Genomic DNA, 21,803 nt, shown 5'->3' with positions numbered 1-21,803 from the left:
ATGGCTTGTTATGGGTCGAGCCTTTTCTCCAGCCGTACGCCGATTCTCCCGATCTCGGGGGCAAGCTCTTCGTCATGGTACAGCTTGACGCGGTTCGCGCCCTTCCTGAGCCGGATCTTCACCTCCTTGATGCCCGATATGTCCCAACGGGCCGGTCCCCAGCCGCCGGTGTTGAAGAGCACGGAACGGATGGGCGGCTCGTCGTTTACCGCGATGAGCAGCGCCCGGTTCTCGCCGGAATAGTAGTCCAGGGTGAGGATATGCTCGCCGTCCGCATCCGCCATGACCGAATCGAACGCGATCGAGCCGCCGCGGCCGATGCCGACCGCCTTGCGCAGGCCGGCGGCGCCGTCGACGTAGCAGAGTCCCGCGCCGCCCGCCAGCAAGCCCGTCTCGGCCGGATAGAATCTATCCTCGTGGGGCGCCCAGCCCATGACCCGAATGTGATCGATGCACGGGGCCGGCTCGCCGTCGCCCGTCTGTTCCAGCGCGATCGTATTGCCGCCCTGCCGGAGCGTCACGACGAGGTCCGACGTCCGGACGACCTCGTCGCCGCCCGAGGATTCGAGGCGCGCGACCTGCGGCTCGCCCCCATTGACGCTCACGCGGAGGCTGCTCGGCGCCGCGGACATATAGAACAGCCGCAGCGTATGCCGGCCTTCGCGCGCCGCCGCGATTCCCTCGAACGCGAGCCCGCCGTCATGGCCGAAGCGCACGACGCTGCCGTCCGCCGCGTTCTCGCAGGCGACGCGGTCCGCGCTGCCGCGAAGCGCGGCGTTCAGCGAAGCATAAGCCTTGGCGTCGGCGTCCATGTAGCCGCCCTGCGTACCGGACTTGAGCGCCCGCTTGCCGTCGCTGATGTACAGCGCGAAGCCGCCGCTTTCGAGCGACTGGACGGACAGACTCTCCCGGTTGGACAACCTGCGGACTTCCTTTTTCAGCACGTCGCCGTTCTTGCCGTCTCTGTAGATCTCCGCCTGGTACTCGCCTTCGGGCAGGAAGTCCAGCGGCAGCGTCAAGCTCCGCGCCGACGTCACGATGCCGCCGACGAACCATTCTTGATCCGCCCTGCGCATCAGTACCGCATGGTCGCCCGGGAAGCCCGACAGCACCTTCACTTCGTCGAACCTCGCAGGCAGCCTGCGCAGGAATTCGGTGCCCTTCCACGCCTCGTACGTATAGATCGAATCGGCAAAGTGCTGCACGCCGGAATCGAATACGACCGCGAGGGCCAACTGGTGCCCCTGCGTCGTGTTGCGGTTCAGGTTGGAGAAGCCGGTGACCGTATAATCCATCGGCCCCACGACGTTGCGGGTGAACGGTACGGTGCAGTTGTGCGCGGCATGCGGCAGTCCGCTCCATTTGTAATGCTCAAGCCCGAGGATGCCTTCGGCCGTCATGATGTTCGGGTACGTCCGGCCCTCGCCGGCCGGCTTCGTGCTGCCGTGGAAGTTGATCATCAGCTTGTGCGCGGTCATGAGGTCCGCGATCATGTTGTACTGCCACATCGTATGCTGCGAATCGTTCATGAAAAAGTCGACCTTCAGCCCGACGACGCCCCAAGCCGCCCAGCGCGGAATCTTCTCCTGCGCCTTCTCCAGCGTATCGATCGCCTGCATGTCGGACCACAGCCAGACGTCGACGCCGCGCGCTCTGCCATAGTCGCACAGATCCTTCACCCAGCTGTCGTCCCAGCCCGCATCCACCGTGATCGCCTCGAAGCCCATCGCCGCGGCGAAGTCGACGTAGCGCTTCTGCTCGCTGTACAGCTGCGCGCCGTTCTCGAACGCCCACCAGGACCAGATGCTGCGCGCCGGCTTGATCCAGGACGTATCCTCCCAGTCGCAGGACGGGTTGAGGTTGTAGTTCAGCGTGCTGTTGACCAACCGATCCAGCGTGTCGCAGACGGTGACGATCCGCCAAGGCGTCGCGAGCGGCAGTTCGGCCTGCATCGGCTCAAGCTGCTCCGGCGCGAAAGCGATCTTCATCCGGCCGTCCGGCTCGGTCTGCAGATGGCTGGAGCAGTAGCTGCCGCCCGTGTTCAGAATGCCGGCTTCCGTGATCATCGCCCAGCGGCCGTCCCCGGCGCTGTGCAGGAGCGCCGGCATGCCGTAGTCGCGCCGGCCCGCCTTTTCCCAGCCGCAGCGGTTGTACGTGCCTTCGTACGTGTTGACCCAGTCCTGGAGCCAGAGATCGTCGTAGGCCGCGGGGAAAACGAAGTCGGTATATTCCGCATAGATGCGAAGAGTCCGCATATCCAGGCCTGCGTTCAGGCCTGCGTTTAGGCCCGCACTCGTGCCTGCGTCCATGCCCGCGGCTGCGCCTGAATTCCCGCCTCCGGCGCCCTCCGCGCCCCGGTCGATCGTATAGCGGAAAGCCAGACCGTCGTCGAACAGACGGAAGCATACGGCCAGGGCCAATCGTTCGATCCTGAAGTGCAGCGTCAGCTCGTTGGCTTCGTTGACGTAGACCGACTTCTTGCTCACCGGCAGCGAATAACGCTCCGAGATCGCGGCTTCCTCGCTTCTCGCGAACCGGAATCCTGCGCGCAGGTCGCCGAGGCTCGTCGCCATGCCCAGCCTGGACCGGCCGAGGACGTCGCGTCCGTCCGACGCCAGCGAATAATAAAGACCTTCTTCCTGATCCTGAAAAACGGTAAGCGTAAGCTTCCGATCGGGCGAATCCAATTTCCACATATGCATAATCTCCGTTCGATAGTTGATGGATGCGCTATCCCTTCACGCTGCCCATGACGATGCCTTCGGCAAAGTATTTTTGCAGAAACGGGTACACGAGCAGCACCGGCAGCAGCGCGACGATGACTTGGGCCGCGCGCGACGTCCGGTCGGAAATCAAGGACCACTTGGCGACGTCGACAGCCGACAGGAGCGACATATCGCGGTTCACGATGACGGTCTGCAGATAGCTTTGAAGCGGGTAGTGCTCGGGGCGGTTCATCAAAATAAGTCCTTCAAACCACGAGTTCCAATGATTGACGATGCAGAACAGCGTCAGCGTCGCGATCGCCGGCGCGGACAGCGGCACCGCGATGCGCCAAAGCGCCTGCCAACGGCCCGCGCCGTCCATCAGGCCGGCTTCCTCGATCTCGTCGGGCAGCGACTTGAAGAAATTGAGCAGCAGGATAACGTTCATCACCGGCACGGCGCCGGGCAGGATCAACGCCCAGAACGTATCGACGATGCCGGTCATCTTGATCGTCATATACCAGGGGATGAGCCCGCCGCTGAACAGAATCGTGATCACGAAGTACCAAGCGTACGGCCCCCCGGTACCGGAAATCCTTGCGCTCCTTGGACAGCGGATAGGCGACGAGAATCGTCAGCAGCATGTTCAGCGGGACGCCGACCGCCACGCGCAGCAGGGACACGGTGAACGCGCGGCCGAACTCCGGCTTGCCGAGCACGAATTCGTACGACTTGAGATTGAAGCCGACGGGCCACAGGTTCACCTGTCCCGAGCCGACGGCCGCGCTGCTGCTGAGCGAGATCGCCAGCACGTTCACGATCGGCAGCAGGCACGCGAGCGCCACGAGAGCCAGAAGGAAGTAATTGAGCGCGACGAAGGTTCGTCTTTCCCAGGATGCATCGTTGTACATAGCCGACCCACTTTTCCTAAAAAATCCGGTAATTGGCCCATCGATAGGCGAGGACGTACGAGGCCCCGATGAGACCGAACGAGACGACCGACTTGAACAGTCCCACCGCGGTAGCGACGCCGTAGTTCGCGTTCTCCAGTCCGATCCGGAACACCAGCGTATCGATGATGTCCCCGGTTTTGTAGACCTGCGGGCTGTACAGGTTAAAAATCTGCTCGAAGCCTGCGTTGAGCACGTTGCCGAGACTTAAGACGGACATGAGGATGATCATCGGAAGCAGCCCCGGCAGCGTGACGTAGAGCGTCTGGCGCAGCCGGCCGGCGCCGTCGAGCGCCGCGGCCTCGTACAGGGCGGGGTTGATGCCGGTCAGCGCGGCCAGATAGACGATCGTGCCGTAACCGAACTCCTTCCACGTATCGGACAGCACCATCGTATAAGGGAACCAGCCCGGGTCGCCCAGGAAGTAAATCTCTTTCATGCCGAGTCTGCGGAGCAGCTCGTTCACGATGCCGGTGGACGGCGAGAGGATGTCGATCAAGAGGCCGCTCAGAATGATCCAGGACAGAAAGTGCGGGAAATAAATGATCGTCTGCACGCTTCGCTTGAACAGCCGGCTGCGGGCTTCGTTCAGCATCAGCGCGAAGGCGACCGGCACCGCGACGCCCGCGGCCATCTTCATGACGGCGATAAAAACGGTATTCCAGAGAACGCCCGAGATCTCGGGCATATGCAGCATGTACTCGAAGTTGCGCCAGCCCACCCAAGGGGACCCGAACATCCCCTTGGACGGCGCCAGCCGCTTGAACGCCATGACGATTCCCGCCATCGGCACGTAGCTGTAGATGAAGACCAGAACGACGCCCGGTATCAACATCAGGTGAAAAGGCCATTCGCCGCCGTGCTTGCGCTTCATCGTGTTCGCCTCTTCCCGCAATCGTCCTGCGATTCGTTATTGCGACGCTTGCCAGGCATTGACTTCGTCCGTAATGGCTTTGCCGCCGAGCGAGTTCCATTGGCCGACGAATTGATCGAACGCGTCGATGGAGCCGCCCATGACAATTCGCGTGAAGGCTTCCAGTTGAAGCTTGCCGAGCGTCGCGTTGTTGTCCGTCATGCCCTGCGTCGGCGCGCCGTAGAACGCGTCGTCCAGGTGAGCGCCGTCTTTGGCGTAACCCTCGATGACCGCCAGCGAGCCTTCCGGACCGTACATTTTCTCGCTGTCCCAGAAGTTTACGTCGCCGCCGCGATAGGAGACGATCTTGTCGTAATAGCTTTTCTCCTCCGCATTAAGCGCGGCTGGATCGTTCGCCGAGAGCGCCTTCACGACGTTCAGGTGCGCGTCGAGGTTTTTGCGCGGCGCTTCGCCGTACAGCAGCGCGTATTCGAACACCGCGTTGCCGCTCTTGTCGGCGTTATATACTTCCGGCTCGGCCGTCTTCCCCCACAGCTTCTCCAGGTCGAAATTCAGCAGCTTGACCGCGGCTTCGGGATGCTTGGCATCCTTCTTCACGACGTAATACGTGCCGATCGCGAACGGCACCTGCGCCTTCGCCGGCTCCGCGTCGACCGAGGGCAGCGCGATCGGCTTCCAGTCCATGGCGGCATCCGCCTTCTTGCCGTCGAGCAGCCAGCCCGCGTTCCAGAAATAGCCGTAGAACAGGCCGAGCTTCCCTGCATTGGCGGCGTCCTTCACCTTGGTGGCGTCCTTCGTGCCGAACTCCTTGTCGATCAGGCCGCCCTTGTACATGTCCTGCAGCTTCTGCAGCGCGGCTTTGGTCTCCGGCTGCACGCTGCCGTAGGCCAGCTTGCCGTCGCCGGTCTTCACCCAAATGTTCGGATAGGCATGATAGCCGTTGAAGAAGCCTTCCAAGGCGCCGAAGAAGCCGAAGATGTCCTTGGTGGCGCCGAGCCCGTACGTATCCGGCTTGCCGTTGCCGTCGGGATCTTGCTTGACGAACGCTTCGGCGATTTTTTGCACGTCGTCCATCGTTTTCGGTTCCGACAATCCGAGCTTCTTCAACCAGTCCGTCCGCACCCACAGCACGTCCGCCTGCCCGAGTCCGGAGCTCATCTTCGGGATCCCGTACAGCTTGCCGTCGAACGTGCCGGACTTGAGCGCGTTGCCCCCCGTCCTCGGCGAGCAGCTTTTTCGTCAGCTCGGAGCCGTACTTGTCGTAGACGGCGGACAGGTCCATGACCTGCCCGTCGTCTACGAGACGCTTGAGCTGCGCCGCGTTCACCGACATGATGTCGGGCAGGTCGTTGGACGCGATGGCGATGTTGAGTTTCTGGTCGTACTGCGCGGCCGGCGTCGTCCACATGTAATTGATCTTGATGCCGAGCTGATCGGCATAGGCGCGCGACCAGACGTTGTTGTCGATCGACTCGCCTTCGCCGAACTTGGTGCCCTCGGAGATCGCGCGTACCGCGGACACCTCGATCGGCGGGTCGTACTTGCCGAGCGGATCGGCAGGGGTTTCCGCCTCGCCGGATGCGGTCGCGCTGCCAGTGCTGCCGGCGCTCGCGGAGGCGCTGCCGCTTGCCTGATTTTCCGCGTTGTTTCCGTTATTGCCGCTGCATGCCGCGAGCGCCGATACGAGCGCGAGCGAGAGCAGAATCGTGCCGACCCGTTGCCTTTTCATCGTGCCACTCATCCCCTTGTCGTCGATGGATCTGTCTTCAACCGAATTATAGCAACGCGCGAAGCGGGATCGTGAGCGACGGGATTCCAAGCGAAGTAGGGTGATTTTCCGCATTCGCCCGGCATCCGCCGACGATCCTCCCCCCCTCTTCGCGGAAAATCGTCTACATGCGACGAACACCCAGCCGAACAAAACGGACGACGTTCTCCGCTTTTCCCGCTGGGTGCCGCGATTGGCTATTTGCCGTGCCGCTGCCTGTACTCGCTCGGCAGCAGTCCCGTCTGTTCCTTGAAGAGCTTGGAGAAGTATCGCTGGTCCGCGAAGCCGCACCGCTCCGCGATCCAATAAACCGGGTAATTGGTCGTGACGAGCAGTTCCCGGGCGGCGCGGACGCTGACGGTCTGCAGAAAATGGCTGAACGTCAAACGCATAATGTCGCGGAAGCTCGTGCTGAAGTAGTTTTTGCTCAAATTGACCCATTGGCTCACTTCGCCCTGCTTCACGTGCGCGACCGGCTGCTCCGCGATCCGTCCGACCGCCTTGACGATCGCCTGGATAATGTCCTCGGAATAGCCCGAACGGCGCAGCCAGGCCTGCAGGGCTTCGCGCAGCTTGCGCAGTCGCTGCTCGAGTCCGTAAGCGTCGGCCGACGCGGACTCCCCGCTCTCCTTCTCCTGCCAGTCGAACATCGGGAAGCTCAGCTGCAAGCGCTCCATGGACGTCCGCCACAGTTCCCCGAGTTGTCCCGCGTCCGGATTCAACTGCCGGATCCCCGCCAGGAGCGATTCGAATTCGTCGTCGTCCATCACCCATCGCACGCTGCCCGCCCGTTCGGCGACGTCCTTGAACGCCGATGCCTGCCTGCCGCTTGGCCGCGTCTCCGGCGTCTCCGCGCGCACGGCTCTCACGATCCTTGCCAGCGCCTGGTCGAGATCCATCTCCTCCAGCTGCGTCTTGACGATATAATCGACGGCGCCCATCCGCAGCGCCTCCTGAATGTACTCGAAGTCCTGGTGGCAGGTGAGGATGACCGCCTTGATCGAGGCGTCGTGCCGCTGCGCCTGGCGGATAAGCTCGAGCCCCGACATGCCCGGCATCGTGATGTCGGTCATTAACAGCTGCACCGGATGCTCCCGCAGGAACTGCATCGCTTTCTCGCCGCTCGCCGCCTCGCCCGCGACCTCCACGCCGTACTTTTGCCAGGGAAACAGCATACGGAGTCCCTTTCGCACCAAATGCTCGTCATCCACGATCAACGCCTGAATCAAGGCCGAACCCTCCTGTCTTGTCGAACGGCAGCCGGATCGAGATCGTCGTCCCTTCGCCGCGTTTGCTCTCCATCTTAAGCTCCGCCGAGCTGCCGTAGTACACGCCTAGCATCTCGCGGACGTAGCGGAGTCCGATGCCGAGGCCCGACTTGTGGAGCGGCTCGCGGCTTTCCAGCAGCTCCGCCAGCTTCTCCTCCGCGATGCCCTGCCCGTTGTCCTGCACGCGCAGCAGCAAACGTCCGTCTTCCTCGGAGACGACCACGTCGATCTCCCCGCCCTCGTCCGCGTCGAAGCCGTGATACAGCGCGTTCTCGACGATCGGCTGCAGGATGAACCGCGGGATCGGCAGCTCGAGCAGCGCGGGATCGGCTCTTACGCCGACGTTGAACGCATGATCGTAACGGTATCCCTGCAGCTCGATATAATCCTGGATCGCCTCGACTTCCTCCCTGACCGTCACCATCATGTTCTTTTTGCCGAGATTGTAGTGCAGCACCCGGGTGAATACCGAGACGAGCTTGGAAATGTTGGTCTGGCCCTGCATGCGCGCGAGCCATTGAATCGTGTTGAGCGTGTTGTGGAGAAAGTGCGGGTTGATCTGCACGAGCAGCTTCTCCACCTCCAGTTGGCCGCGGCGCTTTTCCTTCTCCTCGACGTCCGAGATCAGCTCCGCGATGCGCCGGCTCATCTGCTGGAAGTTGGTCAAGATCCGGTTGAACTCCGCGAGGCCGGTGGCGGATACTTTGGTCGGCGATTGATTGTAGCTGAAATGCGTAATCTCTTTGTTAATGATGCGGATCGGACGATACACCATGCGCCAGATGAGCCAGGCGAGGAAAATGCCGAGCAAGAGCGACAAGGAAGCGAACAGTCCGAACTCTCGCAGCCAGCGATTCAGCTCGCTGTTGTAGGAAGCGGTCGGGATGAGCTGGATGACGGTCCAGCCGTGGCGCCCCTCGGCGCGAAACGTTTTGTATCCGTTTGCAAAATCCGCCTCGCGGACCTCGCCCGGCCGATCGGACTTTAGCGTGCTGTATACGATTTTTCCGTTCGGATCCGCAAGGACGTGGTACACGGGCGAGTTGGGGTTTTCGGCGGCCGAACCGCCGGCAGGGGCGAACATATCCTCAAGACCCGCGATCTTCGTCTCGATATAGGCGTACAGGAATTGGCCTTTGCCGTACGGCAGCTTGCGCAGCAGGGAAAACACCGGGTATTTGCGGTCCCCGGGGTCGAGCGAAGGATAAGGCCCGAAGTAGGAGAACAGCTTCTGCGTGTAGAAGACCGGCAGCGCTTGCGGATCGAACGCCAGCTTCGCGCTCGTATTGGGAAAAAGCAGCGGTTCCGCGAGGTCCGGGGCATAGAAAAACATCGCGCCGACGTTCGGGTTCGAGAAATTGACGTTGGCCATCGACTGGGCGATATTCCGGTACAGCACCGACCGTTCGAACGAATCGGCGCTTCGGATGAACTGCACGACCTCCCGCCCGATGCCGCCTTCGACGTCGAGCAGCTGCGACACCTTGGCGAGTTCCTCAAGTTTCCGGTCCAGCTCGTCCCGGTCCCGCGCCGCCTTCGCCACCCAGTCCCGCTCGATTTTTTGCGTCTGCACGATATAGATCCAGCGATAGGAAATGTACCCGGTCAGCAGGCTCGGAATGACCGCCGCGATAATCAGGATCACGATCAGCCGCCCTCTGAGGGAAGGAAGGAACGCGTAACGTCGAATGAAATTCATGGGCAGCCTCCGCTTCGCAGCCGGCATTGATGGACGGACCTTTTGCTGCCGCTATTATAACAGCATTGTTCGTCCGTGGAATAGGGCGTTTGTTCGGGCGCGCGAAACGCTTGGAACTCAGCAACTATTTACCGCAAGTCTCGTCTAATCGGTCAGAGAGGAGCGTGTACGCATGTTCAAGCGAATCGTCTGCATCGCCTTTGTCGCAAGCGCGTTGGTTGCAAACGCAGCGGTCGGCGCCGACTCGGCCTTTGCCGCGCCCCCCCGCGCATATTTACGTGAAGGACAAGCTGGTCCCGGCGGCCGACGCCCCCATCGTAGAAAAGGGCCGGACGATGGTGCCGCTCGCCGCCGTCGCCGGTCCGCTCGGCCTGTCGCTGTCCTGGGACCCGGCGGCCAAGACGGCCACGTTCGGCAAATGGAACGAGCGCGTCAAGCTTGCCGTCGGCAGCGGCGTCGCGATCGCGAGCGGCAATCCGGCGCGTATGGGGGGCATCAAGCTCGACAGTCCCGTGCGGATCGTAAACGGCCGCGTGTATGTCCCGCTGCGGTTTCTGGCGGAGCAGTTCGGATACCGGGTATCCGTGGAAGGACGGGACGTGCGCATTCGTGCCCCGCTGGACGCGTCGCAGCTCGCGCTGCTCCGCGAGGGCGATCTCGCAGACGCCAGACGCCTCGCGATGTCGCTTCCGCCCGGACTCACGCACTATGCCGTGGACCTGCTGCCCAACACGCACGAACGCGAAGGCTACAACGTCACTTGGTTGTTCCCCGAAGGCCGTTCCGACCGCATGATCGTCGTGAACGGAGATCAGGCGTCATACGCCGAGCTGTCCGAGGACGGCTGGATCGTGAAGTGGCAGGCGCATATTCCGGTCGGAGAGAAAGATACGATCGAGCTGCTGTGGGAGAATAAGGTGACGGATCAAAAGGGCACGGCTCCGAAGCTGCAAGGCAGCTATCTGTTCTGGTCCAGCACGGACCAGGTCGCGACGAACGTGCTGTCCTCGGGCCGTCTTAGCGACGCGGGAAAGGAAATCCTCGGCTGGCGCGCCGCGACCGCAGGCGAACCCGGCGGCCAGACGCAGGGCGAGCTGTCGTTGACGCTGCCGGGCGAGACGCGACGGTAGTTTACCTCCCAGACAGAATAGCGATGCCGCGCATCGTTGTGCCCGGGCTGCGGACCCAGCGGCCGCTATTTTCAGAAATAAGGTGTGTTTGAAGGCTTAGCGGACTGAGGGGCCGCAAATTCCCTTTTTTGAAGGCGGAATTCGATTCGTTTGGAGGGAATAGCGACTTTCCGGTCCGCACGCGTCAGTGATTCGCGCGAATCGCGACAAATAGCGGCCGCTAGGTCCGGATGAGCGAGGGAATGCGCCAACGGGTTGCGGCGAAAGTGACGTTTACAGCAATTCGAGCGCCTGCTTGCCGATCAGCAAAGCGCATACGACGAGGAAGAGCGGCTTGATATAAGCGCGGCCGCGGCGGATCGCGAAGCGCGAGCCGATCCAGGAGCCGGCGACCATGAGCAGCCCGACGCCGTAGTGGACGGAGCCGAGCGCGAGGAAGGTCGCGAGGCTCGCCAGATTGCTGGCGAAGTTCAGCGCCTTCGCGTTGCCCGCGGCCTTCACGAAGTCGAAGCCGAGCAGCAAAAAAGCGAAGATTAAAAACGAACCGGTGCCCGGGCCGAAAAAGCCGTCATAGAAGCCGAGCGCGAACGCGGCGCTTCCCGTCAGCCAGGCGGTACCTGCGGTAAAGCGGACAAAGGCGCCGCGCTCGCCCCAATCCTTGCGAAGCAGCGTGTATACGGCGATGACCGCCAGCATCGCGACGACCATGGGCTTCAGGAAGCCGGACGGCACATGCCGAAGCGTCAGCGTTCCGGCGGCGGCGCCCAGCAGCGACAGCGGGATCAGCCCCCGCACCGCGCGGACGTCGACATGGCCCGACGCGAAAAAGGACAGCGTGCTCGTGAGCGACGACAGCGTGCCGGCCAGCTTGTTGGTGCCGAGCGCCGCCGCGGGCGGCAGTCCGGCGGTCAGCAGGACGGGCACCGAGATGAGTCCGCCCCCGCCGACGACCGAGTCGACGAAGGCGGCCGCGAATCCGCCCGCGACGACCAGCGCCAGCATCCCGATGCTTAGATGATCCATGGCGGCTCAGTACCTTTCCCCTCTTTTGCGCAAATATAGATACAGCACGACACATGCGGCTGCGCACAGCAGCGCCATCGCACCGATAAAACCATACCCCGCCTGCAGGCCGATCAGCCTGCTCGCGTCATCGCCCCTGTCTGCATACAAGTCGCGCACCCCCTCGATCAAACCGCCGATCGCGAGATTGCCGAGCACGCTGCCGATGCCCATGAGCGTGACGGTAAAGGTGATCGCGGTTCCTGTGCCTCGGGGATAACGCTTGGCTAGCAGCGCCATGACGGTCGGATAGATCGGCGCGATGCCGACGCCGGCAAGGGCGAACAGAATCGCGCCGCCCTCCCCCGCAATCAGCGCCGCGATACTGCATATGCCCGAGCTCAGCGACAGGACCATGATGGACATCGTGTAGCCGAAACGGTCCGTTAACGGTCCGAGCAACAATCTCGCAAGCGTGAAGCAGAGGAAAAAGGCCGACAGCATGCCCGACGCATCGGTCGGGCTCCAATCGTACGCTTTTTCCAGAAAATTCGCCAGCCAGCTTCCGATCGACAGCTCCGAGATGACGCCGGAAGTAAGCACGAGCACGATGAGCCAAGCGACGGGATCGCGAAGCAGTTTGCGGTAGGAGATACGCTCCTCCGACTCGTCGTGCGCCGGCTCGATCGGGAGGCGTCCGAGGAGCGCCGGAATGACCGGCAGCAGCGACAGCATCAGCACGATAACGTACATGCCCCGCCAGCCCAGCGCGTCCCCGCCAGGCAGTCGCCAGCCCATCATCGACGCGGCCGCGATCGGCGCGACGATCGAGCTCAGGCCGTAGAAAAAATGCGAGAGATTCATAAGGAAGCCCGTATGCTTGACGAAGATGCGCGCGGCGAGAATGGCGAGCGCGATCTCCAGCATGCCGTTGCCGATATACATAAAAAAAGTACGAAGCCGTCAGCGCCTGAAAGCCGTTCGAGACGCCGATCAGCACGCCCCCCGCCGCCATCGACACGAACGCCGCGATGCTGGTCGCCTTGATGCCGACTTTGTCGGCGAGATAAGAAGTGAAGGAGCAGGCCACCAGATAGCCGAGAGAGTTCAGCGCGAGCATCAAGCCCAGTTGTCCCTCGTTTAAGCCAAAGTCCAGCTGCATCCGAGGAATCGCGGGACCTTTTACGTTTTCCGACAATCCGAACACGAGGAAGCCGCCGAATACGATCGACAGCAGCCATATTTCGTTCAAGCTCATTTTCGAAGCGCGCTTGATCAATGAATAAACCTCCGTACGTTGCGTTAGCAGGTTGGCCGGACAATAGGAACATTTTCCCCCAAAGCGCGCAAAAGAGCAATCGAAAAGAAATGGGCAATGCGCCCCGATGATAGAATAAAAGAAGATCGGCACACGCATGATGAATTCAGGAGGCTGATAATGATGGCAAGGTTGGTTCCCTACATTTTTTCCGAAGACGCGAGGTCGCAAGCCCAGTTCTACGTCGACGCGCTGGGCGCCGAGCTCCTCTCGGTCATGACGTTCGGCGACGCGCCGGGCACGCCCGAAGCGCTGAAGGACAAGATCATGCACCTGCACATGGTCGCGGGCGGCATCACGATCTTTATGTCCGACAGCCCGAGCCGGCAGATCGAACGGGGCAACGGATCGGCGCTCAGCCTGCTGTTCGACACGCCCGAAGAAGCCCATGCGGCATTCGACAAGCTGGCGGCCGGCGGCACGGTCCACGACCCGCTGATGCCGCAATTTTGGGGCGCCTTGTTCGGCGCGCTGCGGGACAAGTACGGCGTCGAATGGCAAGTGTCGACGGAGCAGCAACAGGGCTGAGCGCGCAAAGTGAGCGCACATTCGTTAAAAGACCGCTTCCGGCGGACTTTTAACGAATGTGCGCTTTTCTTGCGGAAGATCGTGCGTATATGCGATTTGTTCCTGGTCGGGACTTCCGGGAGGCGAGTGGCTGCGGGGAGGCGCGATTTGTTCTTGGACGGGACTTGCGGGAGGCGAGAGGTTGCGTGGGGGCGCGATTTGTTCTTGGTCGGGACTTCCGGGATGCGAGAGGTTACGGGCGGGCGCGATTTGTTCTTGATCGGGACTTCTGGGATGCGAGAGGTTGCGGGCGGGCGCGATTTGTTCTTGGTCGGGACTTCCGGGAGGCGAGAGGTTGCGGGCGAGCGCGATTTGTTCTTGGACGGGACTTCCGGGAGGCGAGGGGCTGCGGGCGGGCGCGATTTGTTCTTGGTCGGGACTTGCGGGAGGCGAGTGGCTTCGGGGAGGCGCGATTTGTTCTTGGACGGGACTTCCGGGATGCGAGAGATTACGGGCGGGCGCGATTTGTTCTTGGACGGGACTTGCGGGATGCGAGTGGCTGCGGGCGGGCGCGCTTTGTTCTTGGTCGGGACTTCCGGGATGCGAGAGGTTGCGGGCGGGCGCGATTTGTTCCTGGTCGGGACTTGCGGGATGCGAGTAGCTTCGGGGAGGCGCGATTTGTTCTTGGTCGGGACTTGCGGGATGCGAGTGGCTTCAGGGAGGCGCGATTTGTTCTTGGACGGGACTTGCGGGAGGCGAGGAGCTGCGGGCGGGCGTGATTTGTTCCTGGTCGGGACTTCCGGGAGGCGAGAAGCGGCGGTTAGGCGCGGTCAAGACTTCGGATTGTAAGGACTGCTGCATATGGAAAAGCCCGCTGCGCGTCCAAGGGACGGGTTCGCGGGCTTTTATTGGTGTCCGTTTAAGCGATCAGGACTCCTGTACGTACGTCGGATCCATGTGAAATACTTCCCACAGGTGGCCGTCCGGATCCTGGAAGCTCTCGGTATACATGAAGCCGTGATCCTGCGGATCGTTGGATGCCGAACCGCCGGACGCCAACGCCTTGCGGACGAGCTCCTGCACTTCATCTTTGCTGCTCACGGAGACGGCCATGATGAACTCCGTCGTTTGCGCCGCGTCGGCGATATCTTTTTTTGATAAACGTCTTGAAGTACGGCTCGGTCAGCAGCATGGCGTATGCCGTATCGCTTAAGATCAGGCAGGCGGCATTGTCGTCGGTAAATTGCGGGTTAAACGCGAAGCCGAGCGCTTCGAAGAAGGCGATGGAACGCTTCAGATCCTTGACCGGCAGATTGAGAAACGTTTGCGAAATTTGAAAAGCCATCGTCGTCACCTCATGGTTTCGTTTTGTCCGAACCGGACTCTGACTTCAGTTTACCATATCAGGGAGACGTGCATTTCTTCTCGATTGCTCAATCGGGAAAAGGAAGCAACCGCGCTCATTCGGCCGCTTCGATCTTAACGCCGGCTTCCGCGCAAGCCCGCGCGAGCTCGCCGTCCGGCGGAAGATCGGTGACGATGCGATCGACGTCCGGGAGCCCGGCGAACGATACGAGGACGCGCGCGCCGAACTTGGTGCGGTCGAGCACGATCGTGGTCTCCTTCGCCTGCCGTATCGCGATGCGTTTGATCTCGGCCTCGTACAGGTTGGAGTTGCTGAAGCCGTGTTCTTCGCTCAGCCCCGTCGCGCCGAGGAACGCGCGGTCGAACGCCATCCCGGACAGGCTCTGGGCGGCGATCGGACCGACGAGCGAATGCGTGGACTCAAGCAGCATGCCGCCGGTCATGATCGTCGGTATCTGTTTGGACGCCAGTTCGGACGCGATGTTCAGCGCATTGGTCATGACCGTGATCTGCTGCCCGGACTTCATCGCCCGCGCGATCTGCAGCGTCGTCGTCCCCCCCGTCCAGGAACACGGACTCGCCGGGGGCGATCAGCGAAGCCGCGTGCCGGCCGATCCGCGCCTTTTCGTCCGTGTACAGCCCGGTGCGGTCCTGAAGCGCGACGTCGCGGTAGACATAGATCGCCCCGCCGAACGTGCGCCTGACGCTGCCGCCCTCCTCGAGCTTCTCCAGGTCGCGCCGGATCGTCATCTCGGTCACGCCAAACCGTTCGCTCAGCTCCGCGATGCGAACCTCTCCGCTCTGCGCGATCTGCTCATGAATCTGGCGCTGCCTCGCGTTCCAGTCCGCCTGATGGTGAATCATCTGCCGCCGCTCCTCCCGTCCGCCGTGCGCGTCCCTCGTTATTCCTCTATCATCGCTCGTTCGGTCTCGATTTTCAACTCCAGCCGATGCGTAACGCTAGCGCCAGACGCAAGCATGACCGGTCCGCCTTCGCGAACCTCCGCTTCGTAACCTTCGACCCGGCAGTTGGCGGGCTCAAGCCCGAGCACGTGCGCGCCGGCGCCCGGCATGCGCCACTGTACGAGACGGGGCAACGTGTCCGCGGACCAGCGCAGCCGCACCGATAAGTCCGCGGTTCCCGGCCCCGCCGGGAAAGCCGGCTGGCGCAGGCAGGCTTCGGCCATTCCTTCGCGGTCGTTCAGCTCGTGGTAGAAAACGCGTTCCCCGACGTTCGGATCGGGCCGTTCCCAGCCGCCGCAGTCCGCTGCCGTTCCCGATCCGCCGCGCTCCGAGGAGATCGCAGGCGGCAAGGTCAGCGAAGTCCGCTCGTCCAGCAGCGGAAATCCGAAATTGAAGTGGTACAGCATCATATGGGGAGCCGGGGCGAAGCCCAGATTTTCCACGCAGTCTTCGATGCGAATCGAGTTGTCGCCGAGCTTGCCCGATATTCGGCGGCGCAGCATGAGGTTTGTCCCGAACAGCGCGTTTTCCTCGATCGTGCCTTCGACGCTCCAGACGAACTCGTCGCCGACCCATTCTTCCCGCGCGGACACCTGCGAAGCGGGCGTATGATGCGCTCGCCCATGCAGCCCTTGCGGACCGCCCGGCGTCTCCGAGGGCGATCCCGCATGCGTCAGGCCGCACGTCATCAGCAAGCCGCCCGACGCGGTTCGCAGCCAATTCGCGCCGGAGGCGTCGTAGTAGGCCGGGTGCGCGTCGCCCGCCGCGGATTGCCACGACAGCGGCGCGCCCCACAGCTCGGCGCGCGAGATGTCGAGCCCCTTGGACGGCACGATGTCCAGCGTCAGTCCCGCGCCGGTCGTCACGCGGATCAGCTCGACGCCCGCTTCCTTGCCCTCAGACAGCGTCATGCGCCGCACGCCGCCGATCTGGCTCATGCGTCCGACGCGGGCTTCGATCTCGCGACGCGTCCAATCCTTGCCGTACAGTCTCATTTGACCGCCTCCGCATCCTCATTTACTCGTAATGCCGCTACCCGCAAAGTCTTTCTTTCACCAGGCAAGCCATCTCCCTTAATCCTCGACGATCGGCGGGATCCGGACGACGGCCGGGTCGGTGAACACGTCGAACTCGTCGCGGCTCGTGCTGGAAAATTCGGATACGATCGCGCCTTCCGGCCCGCCCTGGAACCAATGCTTCGTGTTCGGCGGTATCGTATATTGCTCGCCCGGGGTCAGCACGATCTCGTGCCGCACGGTGTAGTGCGCCGCGCTTCGCTCGGGAATGCGCGCCTTCGCTTCCGCTACCGGCTCGCCTTCGACGTACAGGTAGACGAGCCCCCAGCGGCAGCGGAAAGTCTCCATCTTGCCGGTCTCGCCGCCGACGTCGGGATGGAGATGCTCGGGACAGGTCTGATAGGGAAAAAGCGCGAGCTCCTTCGCGCAGTAGCGGTCCGTATTGACGTAGGTGACCAGCTCGAGCCCCTCCGTCTCCAGCTCGCCAAGGCCGAAGCCCGCCACTTCGATGCCGGCGCGCTCCTCCTCCGTCAGCACGATGCCGGCCTTGCGGAATAGCTCGTCGGTGCGCCGCTGCGCCTCGCGAATCTCGCTGCGTCTGATGCTCATCGGTATCGCTCCTCTGAAGGGTTTGTTTGTGTACATAAACACCTGCTGTTGCGCGGCGCAACCGCGTAACTCCGGGCAAAGCAGGGCTGCGAGTGCCAGTTGTGCGGTGAAACCGCATAACTCGGCCGAGGATCGGCTGCGCAGCGCGAGTTGTGCGATAACATCGCATAACTCGGCCTAGGATCGGCTGCGCGACGCCAGTTGCGCGATAACATCGCATAACTCAGCTGAGGACTGGCTGCGCGACGCGAGTTGCGCGATAACATCGCATAACTCGGCCGAGGATCGGCTGCGCGGCGCGAGTTGCGCGATAACATCGCATAACTCGGCCGAGGATCGGCTGCGCGGCGCCAGTTGTGCGATAACATCGCATAACTCAGCTGAGGACTGGCTGCGCGGCGCGAGTTGTGCGATAACATCGCATAACTCGGCCGAGGATCGGCTGCGCGACGCGAGTTGTGCGACAAAATCGCATATCTCGGCCGAGGATCGGCTGCGCGGCGCGAGTTGTGCGATAACATCGCATAACTCGGCCTAGGATCGGCTGCGCGACGCCAGTTGTGCGATAACATCGCATAACTCGGCCGAGGATCGGCTGCGCGACGCCAGTTGTGCGATAACATCGCATAACTCGGCCGAGGATCGGCTGCGCGGCGCGAGTTGTGCGGTGAAATCGCATAACTCGGCCGATCATCGGCTGCGCAGCGCCAGTTGTGCGATATAATCGCATAACTCGGCCTAGGATCGGCTGCGCGACGCGAGTTGCGCGATAACATCGCATAACTCGGCCAAGGATCGGCCGATAAGCGTATTCGCGCCTTATCCCCCAGCCGGACGGCCCAGCCTACAGCGGCTGCGCCAACCTAGCGCGTGCCGCTCCACAGCCCGCTGTCCGCCAGCTGCGTCCAGCCCGGCAGCGCCAGGGCGGGCGTCCGCTGGCGCCAGCCGGCATCGATCCGGCGCTGCAGATCGGCCCAGCGCGGAATGCCGCTGACGGCGTCGGACCGCTCGACGTTGCAGGCGCCCGTGCCCACGGCGCTTAGCAGCGACCGCTCGAGCCTCAGGCCGCTCGCGAGCCCGCCGAGCAGCCCCGCGATCGTGCAGTCGCCGGCGCCGGTCGTGCCTTCGACGTCGACCGCGAAGCACGGCGCGAGCAGCTCGCGCGCCAGCCAGCCGCCGATTGCGTCCGCGCCAGGCGCGCAAGCGCCCATCGCCGCAAGACGCGCGGCATCCGCCGTCGTGCGGACGTACAGTCCGTGCTCGCCCAGCTTGATGCCGGCCACCGCGACGCCAAGGGCGAGCAGCTCCTCGCCCAGCGAAGACAGCAGCGCGCCGTCCGCCAGGCCGAGCAGCTCCTCGCCGCCGCTTCGCGCGGACAGCTCCCGGTACGTATCCGGCCGGAGCATAAACAAAATTTCTTCCAGGCTCGGCAGGAACACGTCGACATGCGGCAGCGCCCCGGCGAGAATCGCGGGCCAATCCGCGCGGCCGGCGTCCGAGGCCGGATCGGGCCTGGCCATGTCGAGCGAGACGGTCGCTCCGGCCGCCTTTGCGCGCGCAAGCAGCCGAATGAGCTCCTCGCCGCCGCGCTCGTACATGCCGCGCATCAGCGGCGGATAGCCGAAATGGAACAGCCGCGTGCCCGCCAGCGCTTCGGGCGCAACGTCGGCGGCGGCGAACGTATCGTTCGTTCCCGTCGCGTGCAGGAAGATGCGATCGATGCCCGGCGGGCTGATGACGATCGTGTAAGAGCTGCTCTCGCCGGCCGACACGATCATGCCGTCGCTCGCGCCGGCGCCGTAGGCGTCAAGACATTCCTTGATCGAGCGGCCGAAGGCGTCGTCCCCGATCTTGCCCATGAGGCGCGCGTCGAAGCCGAGCCGCCGCAAGGCGAGCCCCGTGTTCGCCACGGCCCCGCCCGTCGACAGGCTCGCCGGCCCGATCTCGACCAGCTTGCCCGGCGCCAGCAGTTGGCTTAGGCCTTCGGGATGCGAGGGCAGCGCCGGGATGATATCCAGGCAGATATGCCCGGCGACGACGATGTCCGCTGCGCGGTCGGTCACGTTTTATTCCTCCCAGTCGATCGCGATCGTGTTGCCCGTGCGCTCCGATTCGAGCGCGGCGGTGAAGACGAGATGGCTGGCGGACGCCTCCTCGGGCGTCGCGCAGCGGAACGGCTGGCTCATCCCGGCGCCGCCCTGGCCGACCAACTCGTCGCAGAAGGCCGCCCACATCTGCAGGATCGAATCGGAAAAGCCGAATTCGAAAATGCCGCCCGTAATGGTTCCGTACGCCGATTTGTAAGGCGCGTCGACGACGTGCCAGGCCTGCGCGCCGCCCGGCTCGTAAGGAAGCGAGGCGACCTGCTTCGGATTTTTGGTCGTGAACTCGGCCGAGAAATCCGTCCCTTGAATGCGGATAAACCAGGTGTTGGCATGTCCGGGCGCGATCCGCTTCGTGGACAGCACCATCGGGAACCGCTGGTCGTCCGTCTCGACGTCGCAGGCGAGAATGGCGTTGTCCCACGTCTCGCACGGCACCATGCCGCCCTTGCCGTCCGGACGCTCCGGCACGATCTTCGACAGCAGCGAGCGCACGCGCTTCGGCTTCCATCCGAAGCGAAGCGGGAGATGCAGCACGTGCATGCCAAGATCGCCCATGCAGCCGTATTCGCCGTTGGTGGCGATGCGCCGCTTCCAGTTAATCGGCTTGGTCGGATCGAGGTCGCTCGAGTGCCAGAAGCCCGCCTCCACCTCGATGATGCGGCCGAAGCGGCCCTCGTTCACCCATTTTACAATCTGCTGCGCGCCCGGGTAAAACGGAAATTCCGACGAACAACGCACGATGACGTCCGGGTTCTCCGCAAGCGCCTGCGCGATGGCACTGTTGGCTTCGGCATCGATGCCGAACGGCTTCTCCCCGAGCAGATGCTTGCCCGAACGAATGATGTCGACGTAGATCTGCTGATGCAGGTTATGAGGCACGGCGCAGTATACGGCGTCCACGTCGGGATTCGCAAGCAGTTCGCGGTAATCGCCGTAAGCATGGACGACGCTCGGCACGTTGTCGACGAACCACTCCGTCGCAGCCGGATTGGCGTCGCATACGGCGACGATGCGGGGTTCGAAGCCGACGTCCGTCAGATGGCACCACCTCGCGGCGGCGCTGGCGAACTCCTTGCCCATCAGGCCGCAGCCGATGACGCCGAAACGGATAATGCGCTTGTCCTTCGCCATTATGCCCGGCCTCCCTTCAAAATTGCGAGCGCCTCGTCCGCGGAAGCGCCCTGGTGCACGATCGCCATGAGCGCTGACGTCATGCCGGCCGGGTTCGGATGCTGGATGACGTTGCGGCCGTAGACGATGCCCGCGGCGCCTTGGTTCATCAGCTCGACGGTGCGGGCGACGATCTCTTCGTCGCTCGCGCGGCCGCCGCCGCGGACGAGAACCGGAACGCCGGAAGCGATCTCGATGACCCGGTGATATTCGGACACGTCGTCGCACGGATCGGCCTTAATGACGTCGGCGCCGAGCTCGACCGCCTGACGGACGAGCGGCATGATCTTTTTCAGATCGCCGTCGACCATGTAGCCGCCCTTCGCTTCGTTCGGCAGCATGACGAGCGGCTCGACCATGAGCGGCATGCCGTAGCGCTCGCACGCGACCTTCAGCGCGGTCACGTTGCGCACGCATTGATGGTGCAGCTCAGGCTGCTCCGGCAGCATCAGCAGGTTGACGCACACGGCGACGGCGTCCAGACGAACCGCCTCCTCGATCGCGTCCGCGATCAGCTCGCTGAAAAGGAAGCGCGGCAGAACGCTGCCATAAATATTGGCTGCATCCGTGCGCAGGACGAGACCCGGCTTCTTGCCCGGAAGCGACTGCAGGCGGCGTGCCTGGCCGGTGCTGAGCTGCACGCAGTCGGGACCTGCCTCGACGATCGTGCGGACGGCGGCGTCCATCTCCTCGATGCCCGCCAGAAACGTATGCTCGTTAAAAAAGCCGTGATCGATCGCGACGTCAAAACATTTTCCCTGCGCGCTGAACATCCGGTTCAAGCGATACTTGTGCGACATTTTTGCATCTCCTCTGTTAGACAATGTTATTTTGTAACATAAATTTATCACAATAAACATCATGAGGCTACCATTATATTTTTAAAACGAAACTATTTTTTCGTTTTTAACATTTCAGAAGAAAGTAATGATGAAGAATCATTATGGATTATCTTTTACGTTAAGCCGTATCCGAAACGCCTACCATTGAGCCATCCGACAACCGTTCCCATGGATTCGCGTATCGTCGCCCCCGTCTTTCTTTCGCCGGGACTTTAGTGGAGAAATGTGGAATTACATGCGTTCTTCAGATGCGGAGCGAGGCTGGGAGCCGAAGTGTCGACCTACGTGCATACTTCAAGCGTGGAGCGAGCCTTGGGCCCTGAAGTGTCGACCTACATGCATACTTCAGGCGCGGGGCGAGCCTTGGGCCCTGAAGTGTCGACCTACATGCATACTTCAGGTGCGGGGCGAGACTTCGGCCATGAAGTGTTGACGTACGCGCATACTTCAGGCGCGGAGCGAGACTTGGGCGCCGAAGTATTCATCTAGGTGCATACCCAAAGCGCAGTTTT

At 62.6% G+C, this 21,803-nt stretch carries 18 protein-coding genes and 3 pseudogenes; 4 read left to right on the top strand and 17 right to left on the bottom strand.

The window, feature by feature from the left end; all coding sequences use genetic code 11:
- Positions 1–8: 8 nt before the first annotated feature.
- From OMP40_RS36310 to OMP40_RS36295, 4 genes and pseudogenes are all read right to left on the bottom strand, one after another.
- Entirely contained in the window at positions 9–2,696 is a 2,688-nt protein-coding gene (locus OMP40_RS36310) for a glycoside hydrolase family 97 catalytic domain-containing protein (protein WP_277538826.1), read from the bottom strand.
- A gap of 34 nt (positions 2,697–2,730) precedes the next feature.
- Positions 2,731–3,616 (bottom strand): annotated as a pseudogene (locus tag OMP40_RS36305) (carbohydrate ABC transporter permease).
- Between the two features lie 16 nt (positions 3,617–3,632).
- Positions 3,633–4,529, bottom strand: a complete 897-nt coding sequence (locus OMP40_RS36300) for an ABC transporter permease (protein WP_277538823.1) — start codon at positions 4,527–4,529, stop codon at positions 3,633–3,635.
- Positions 4,530–4,565: 36 nt separating this feature from the next.
- On the bottom strand, positions 4,566–5,687 hold the full coding sequence (locus tag OMP40_RS36295) for a type 2 periplasmic-binding domain-containing protein (protein WP_277538821.1): 1,122 nt from the start codon (positions 5,685–5,687) through the stop codon (positions 4,566–4,568).
- Between the two features lie 19 nt (positions 5,688–5,706).
- Between OMP40_RS36295 and OMP40_RS36290 the strand changes: the two genes are divergently transcribed.
- Positions 5,707–6,333, top strand: coding sequence for a hypothetical protein (locus OMP40_RS36290; RefSeq protein WP_277538819.1), 627 nt, complete (start codon positions 5,707–5,709; stop codon positions 6,331–6,333).
- A gap of 161 nt (positions 6,334–6,494) precedes the next feature.
- Here OMP40_RS36290 and OMP40_RS36285 read toward each other — a convergent pair whose 3' ends face one another.
- Complete coding sequence (locus OMP40_RS36285; protein ID WP_277538818.1) at positions 6,495–7,526, bottom strand: response regulator; 1,032 nt, start codon at positions 7,524–7,526, stop codon at positions 6,495–6,497.
- A complete protein-coding gene (locus OMP40_RS36280; protein ID WP_277538816.1) occupies positions 7,501–9,264 on the bottom strand; it encodes a sensor histidine kinase in 1,764 nt (587 codons plus the stop codon). Before OMP40_RS36280 ends, OMP40_RS36285 begins: the two co-directional genes overlap by 26 nt.
- Positions 9,265–9,542: 278 nt before the next feature.
- Here OMP40_RS36280 and OMP40_RS36275 point away from each other — a divergent pair, with 278 nt between their 5' ends.
- Positions 9,543–10,394: a copper amine oxidase N-terminal domain-containing protein gene (locus OMP40_RS36275; protein ID WP_277538814.1), complete on the top strand. Its 852-nt coding sequence runs from the start codon at positions 9,543–9,545 to the stop codon at positions 10,392–10,394.
- A gap of 273 nt (positions 10,395–10,667) precedes the next feature.
- Here the strand turns inward: OMP40_RS36275 and OMP40_RS36270 are convergent, their stop codons facing one another.
- From OMP40_RS36270 to OMP40_RS40900, 3 genes and pseudogenes are all read right to left on the bottom strand, one after another.
- Complete coding sequence (locus OMP40_RS36270) at positions 10,668–11,417, bottom strand: TSUP family transporter (RefSeq protein WP_277538812.1); 750 nt, start codon at positions 11,415–11,417, stop codon at positions 10,668–10,670.
- Between the two features lie 6 nt (positions 11,418–11,423).
- On the bottom strand, positions 11,424–12,341 hold the full coding sequence (locus OMP40_RS36265; protein WP_338131371.1) for an MFS transporter: 918 nt from the start codon (positions 12,339–12,341) through the stop codon (positions 11,424–11,426).
- Between the two features lie 67 nt (positions 12,342–12,408).
- Positions 12,409–12,558, bottom strand: a pseudogene (locus OMP40_RS40900) (MFS transporter); the annotation flags it as partial.
- A gap of 279 nt (positions 12,559–12,837) precedes the next feature.
- On the opposite strand from OMP40_RS40900, the gene OMP40_RS36260 reads away from it, so the two are divergent.
- The gene (locus OMP40_RS36260) at positions 12,838–13,242 is read left to right on the top strand and encodes a VOC family protein (protein ID WP_277539722.1); all 405 of its coding nucleotides are present in this window, start codon (positions 12,838–12,840) and stop codon (positions 13,240–13,242) included.
- A 906-nt stretch (positions 13,243–14,148) separates the two neighbouring features.
- Here the strand turns inward: OMP40_RS36260 and OMP40_RS36255 are convergent.
- The 8 genes and pseudogenes from OMP40_RS36255 to OMP40_RS36220 all read right to left on the bottom strand — a co-directional run bounded on the left by OMP40_RS36255 (position 14,149) and on the right by OMP40_RS36220 (position 21,249).
- Positions 14,149–14,566: pseudogene (locus OMP40_RS36255) on the bottom strand (VOC family protein).
- A 115-nt stretch (positions 14,567–14,681) separates the two neighbouring features.
- Positions 14,682–15,086 (bottom strand): DeoR/GlpR family DNA-binding transcription regulator, encoded by a 405-nt coding sequence (locus tag OMP40_RS36250; protein WP_277538810.1) that lies wholly within the window; start codon positions 15,084–15,086, stop codon positions 14,682–14,684.
- Positions 15,007–15,450, bottom strand: coding sequence for a DeoR family transcriptional regulator (locus tag OMP40_RS36245; RefSeq protein WP_277538807.1), 444 nt, complete (start codon positions 15,448–15,450; stop codon positions 15,007–15,009). The genes OMP40_RS36250 and OMP40_RS36245 overlap by 80 nt, the downstream gene beginning before the upstream one ends.
- Before the next feature lie 38 nt (positions 15,451–15,488).
- Positions 15,489–16,544 (bottom strand): aldose 1-epimerase family protein, encoded by a 1,056-nt coding sequence (locus OMP40_RS36240; RefSeq protein ID WP_277538805.1) that lies wholly within the window; start codon positions 16,542–16,544, stop codon positions 15,489–15,491.
- A gap of 78 nt (positions 16,545–16,622) precedes the next feature.
- Positions 16,623–17,174 (bottom strand): D-lyxose/D-mannose family sugar isomerase, encoded by a 552-nt coding sequence (locus OMP40_RS36235; protein WP_277538803.1) that lies wholly within the window; start codon positions 17,172–17,174, stop codon positions 16,623–16,625.
- Between the two features lie 863 nt (positions 17,175–18,037).
- Positions 18,038–19,237, bottom strand: a complete 1,200-nt coding sequence (locus OMP40_RS36230) for a carbohydrate kinase family protein (protein WP_277538800.1) — start codon at positions 19,235–19,237, stop codon at positions 18,038–18,040.
- A gap of 3 nt (positions 19,238–19,240) precedes the next feature.
- Positions 19,241–20,410: a Gfo/Idh/MocA family protein gene (locus tag OMP40_RS36225; protein ID WP_277538798.1), complete on the bottom strand. Its 1,170-nt coding sequence runs from the start codon at positions 20,408–20,410 to the stop codon at positions 19,241–19,243.
- Complete coding sequence (locus OMP40_RS36220; protein ID WP_277538796.1) at positions 20,410–21,249, bottom strand: class I fructose-bisphosphate aldolase; 840 nt, start codon at positions 21,247–21,249, stop codon at positions 20,410–20,412. Before OMP40_RS36220 ends, OMP40_RS36225 begins: the two co-directional genes overlap by 1 nt.
- Before the next feature lie 315 nt (positions 21,250–21,564).
- Here OMP40_RS36220 and OMP40_RS36215 point away from each other — a divergent pair, with 315 nt between their 5' ends.
- The gene (locus OMP40_RS36215) at positions 21,565–21,780 is read left to right on the top strand and encodes a hypothetical protein (protein WP_277538794.1); all 216 of its coding nucleotides are present in this window, start codon (positions 21,565–21,567) and stop codon (positions 21,778–21,780) included.
- Positions 21,781–21,803 lie beyond the last annotated feature (23 nt).

Origin of the sequence: Cohnella rhizosphaerae, assembly GCF_029525575.1 — a bacterium.
In the GTDB taxonomy this organism is placed as follows: Bacteria; Bacillota; Bacilli; order Paenibacillales; family Paenibacillaceae; genus Cohnella; species Cohnella rhizosphaerae.
The sequence above is the reverse complement of the archived record's forward strand: the minus strand, read 5'-3'. Positions and strand labels throughout refer to the sequence as shown.

Coding starts and splice junctions, on each gene's coding strand:
- OMP40_RS36310 (WP_277538826.1), bottom strand. CDS start 2,696: ATGTGGAAATTGGATTCGCCCGATCGGAAGCTTACGCTTACCGTTTTT.
- OMP40_RS36300 (WP_277538823.1), bottom strand. CDS start 4,529: ATGAAGCGCAAGCACGGCGGCGAATGGCCTTTTCACCTGATGTTGATA.
- OMP40_RS36295 (WP_277538821.1), bottom strand. CDS start 5,687: ATGAGCTCCGGACTCGGGCAGGCGGACGTGCTGTGGGTGCGGACGGAC.
- OMP40_RS36280 (WP_277538816.1), bottom strand. CDS start 9,264: ATGAATTTCATTCGACGTTACGCGTTCCTTCCTTCCCTCAGAGGGCGG.
- OMP40_RS36270 (WP_277538812.1), bottom strand. CDS start 11,417: ATGGATCATCTAAGCATCGGGATGCTGGCGCTGGTCGTCGCGGGCGGA.
- OMP40_RS36265 (WP_338131371.1), bottom strand. CDS start 12,341: ATGTATATCGGCAACGGCATGCTGGAGATCGCGCTCGCCATTCTCGCC.
- OMP40_RS36260 (WP_277539722.1), top strand. CDS start 12,838: ATGGCAAGGTTGGTTCCCTACATTTTTTCCGAAGACGCGAGGTCGCAA.
- OMP40_RS36250 (WP_277538810.1), bottom strand. CDS start 15,086: ATGACCAATGCGCTGAACATCGCGTCCGAACTGGCGTCCAAACAGATA.
- OMP40_RS36245 (WP_277538807.1), bottom strand. CDS start 15,450: ATGATTCACCATCAGGCGGACTGGAACGCGAGGCAGCGCCAGATTCAT.
- OMP40_RS36240 (WP_277538805.1), bottom strand. CDS start 16,544: ATGAGACTGTACGGCAAGGATTGGACGCGTCGCGAGATCGAAGCCCGC.
- OMP40_RS36235 (WP_277538803.1), bottom strand. CDS start 17,174: ATGAGCATCAGACGCAGCGAGATTCGCGAGGCGCAGCGGCGCACCGAC.
- OMP40_RS36225 (WP_277538798.1), bottom strand. CDS start 20,410: ATGGCGAAGGACAAGCGCATTATCCGTTTCGGCGTCATCGGCTGCGGC.
- OMP40_RS36220 (WP_277538796.1), bottom strand. CDS start 21,249: ATGTCGCACAAGTATCGCTTGAACCGGATGTTCAGCGCGCAGGGAAAA.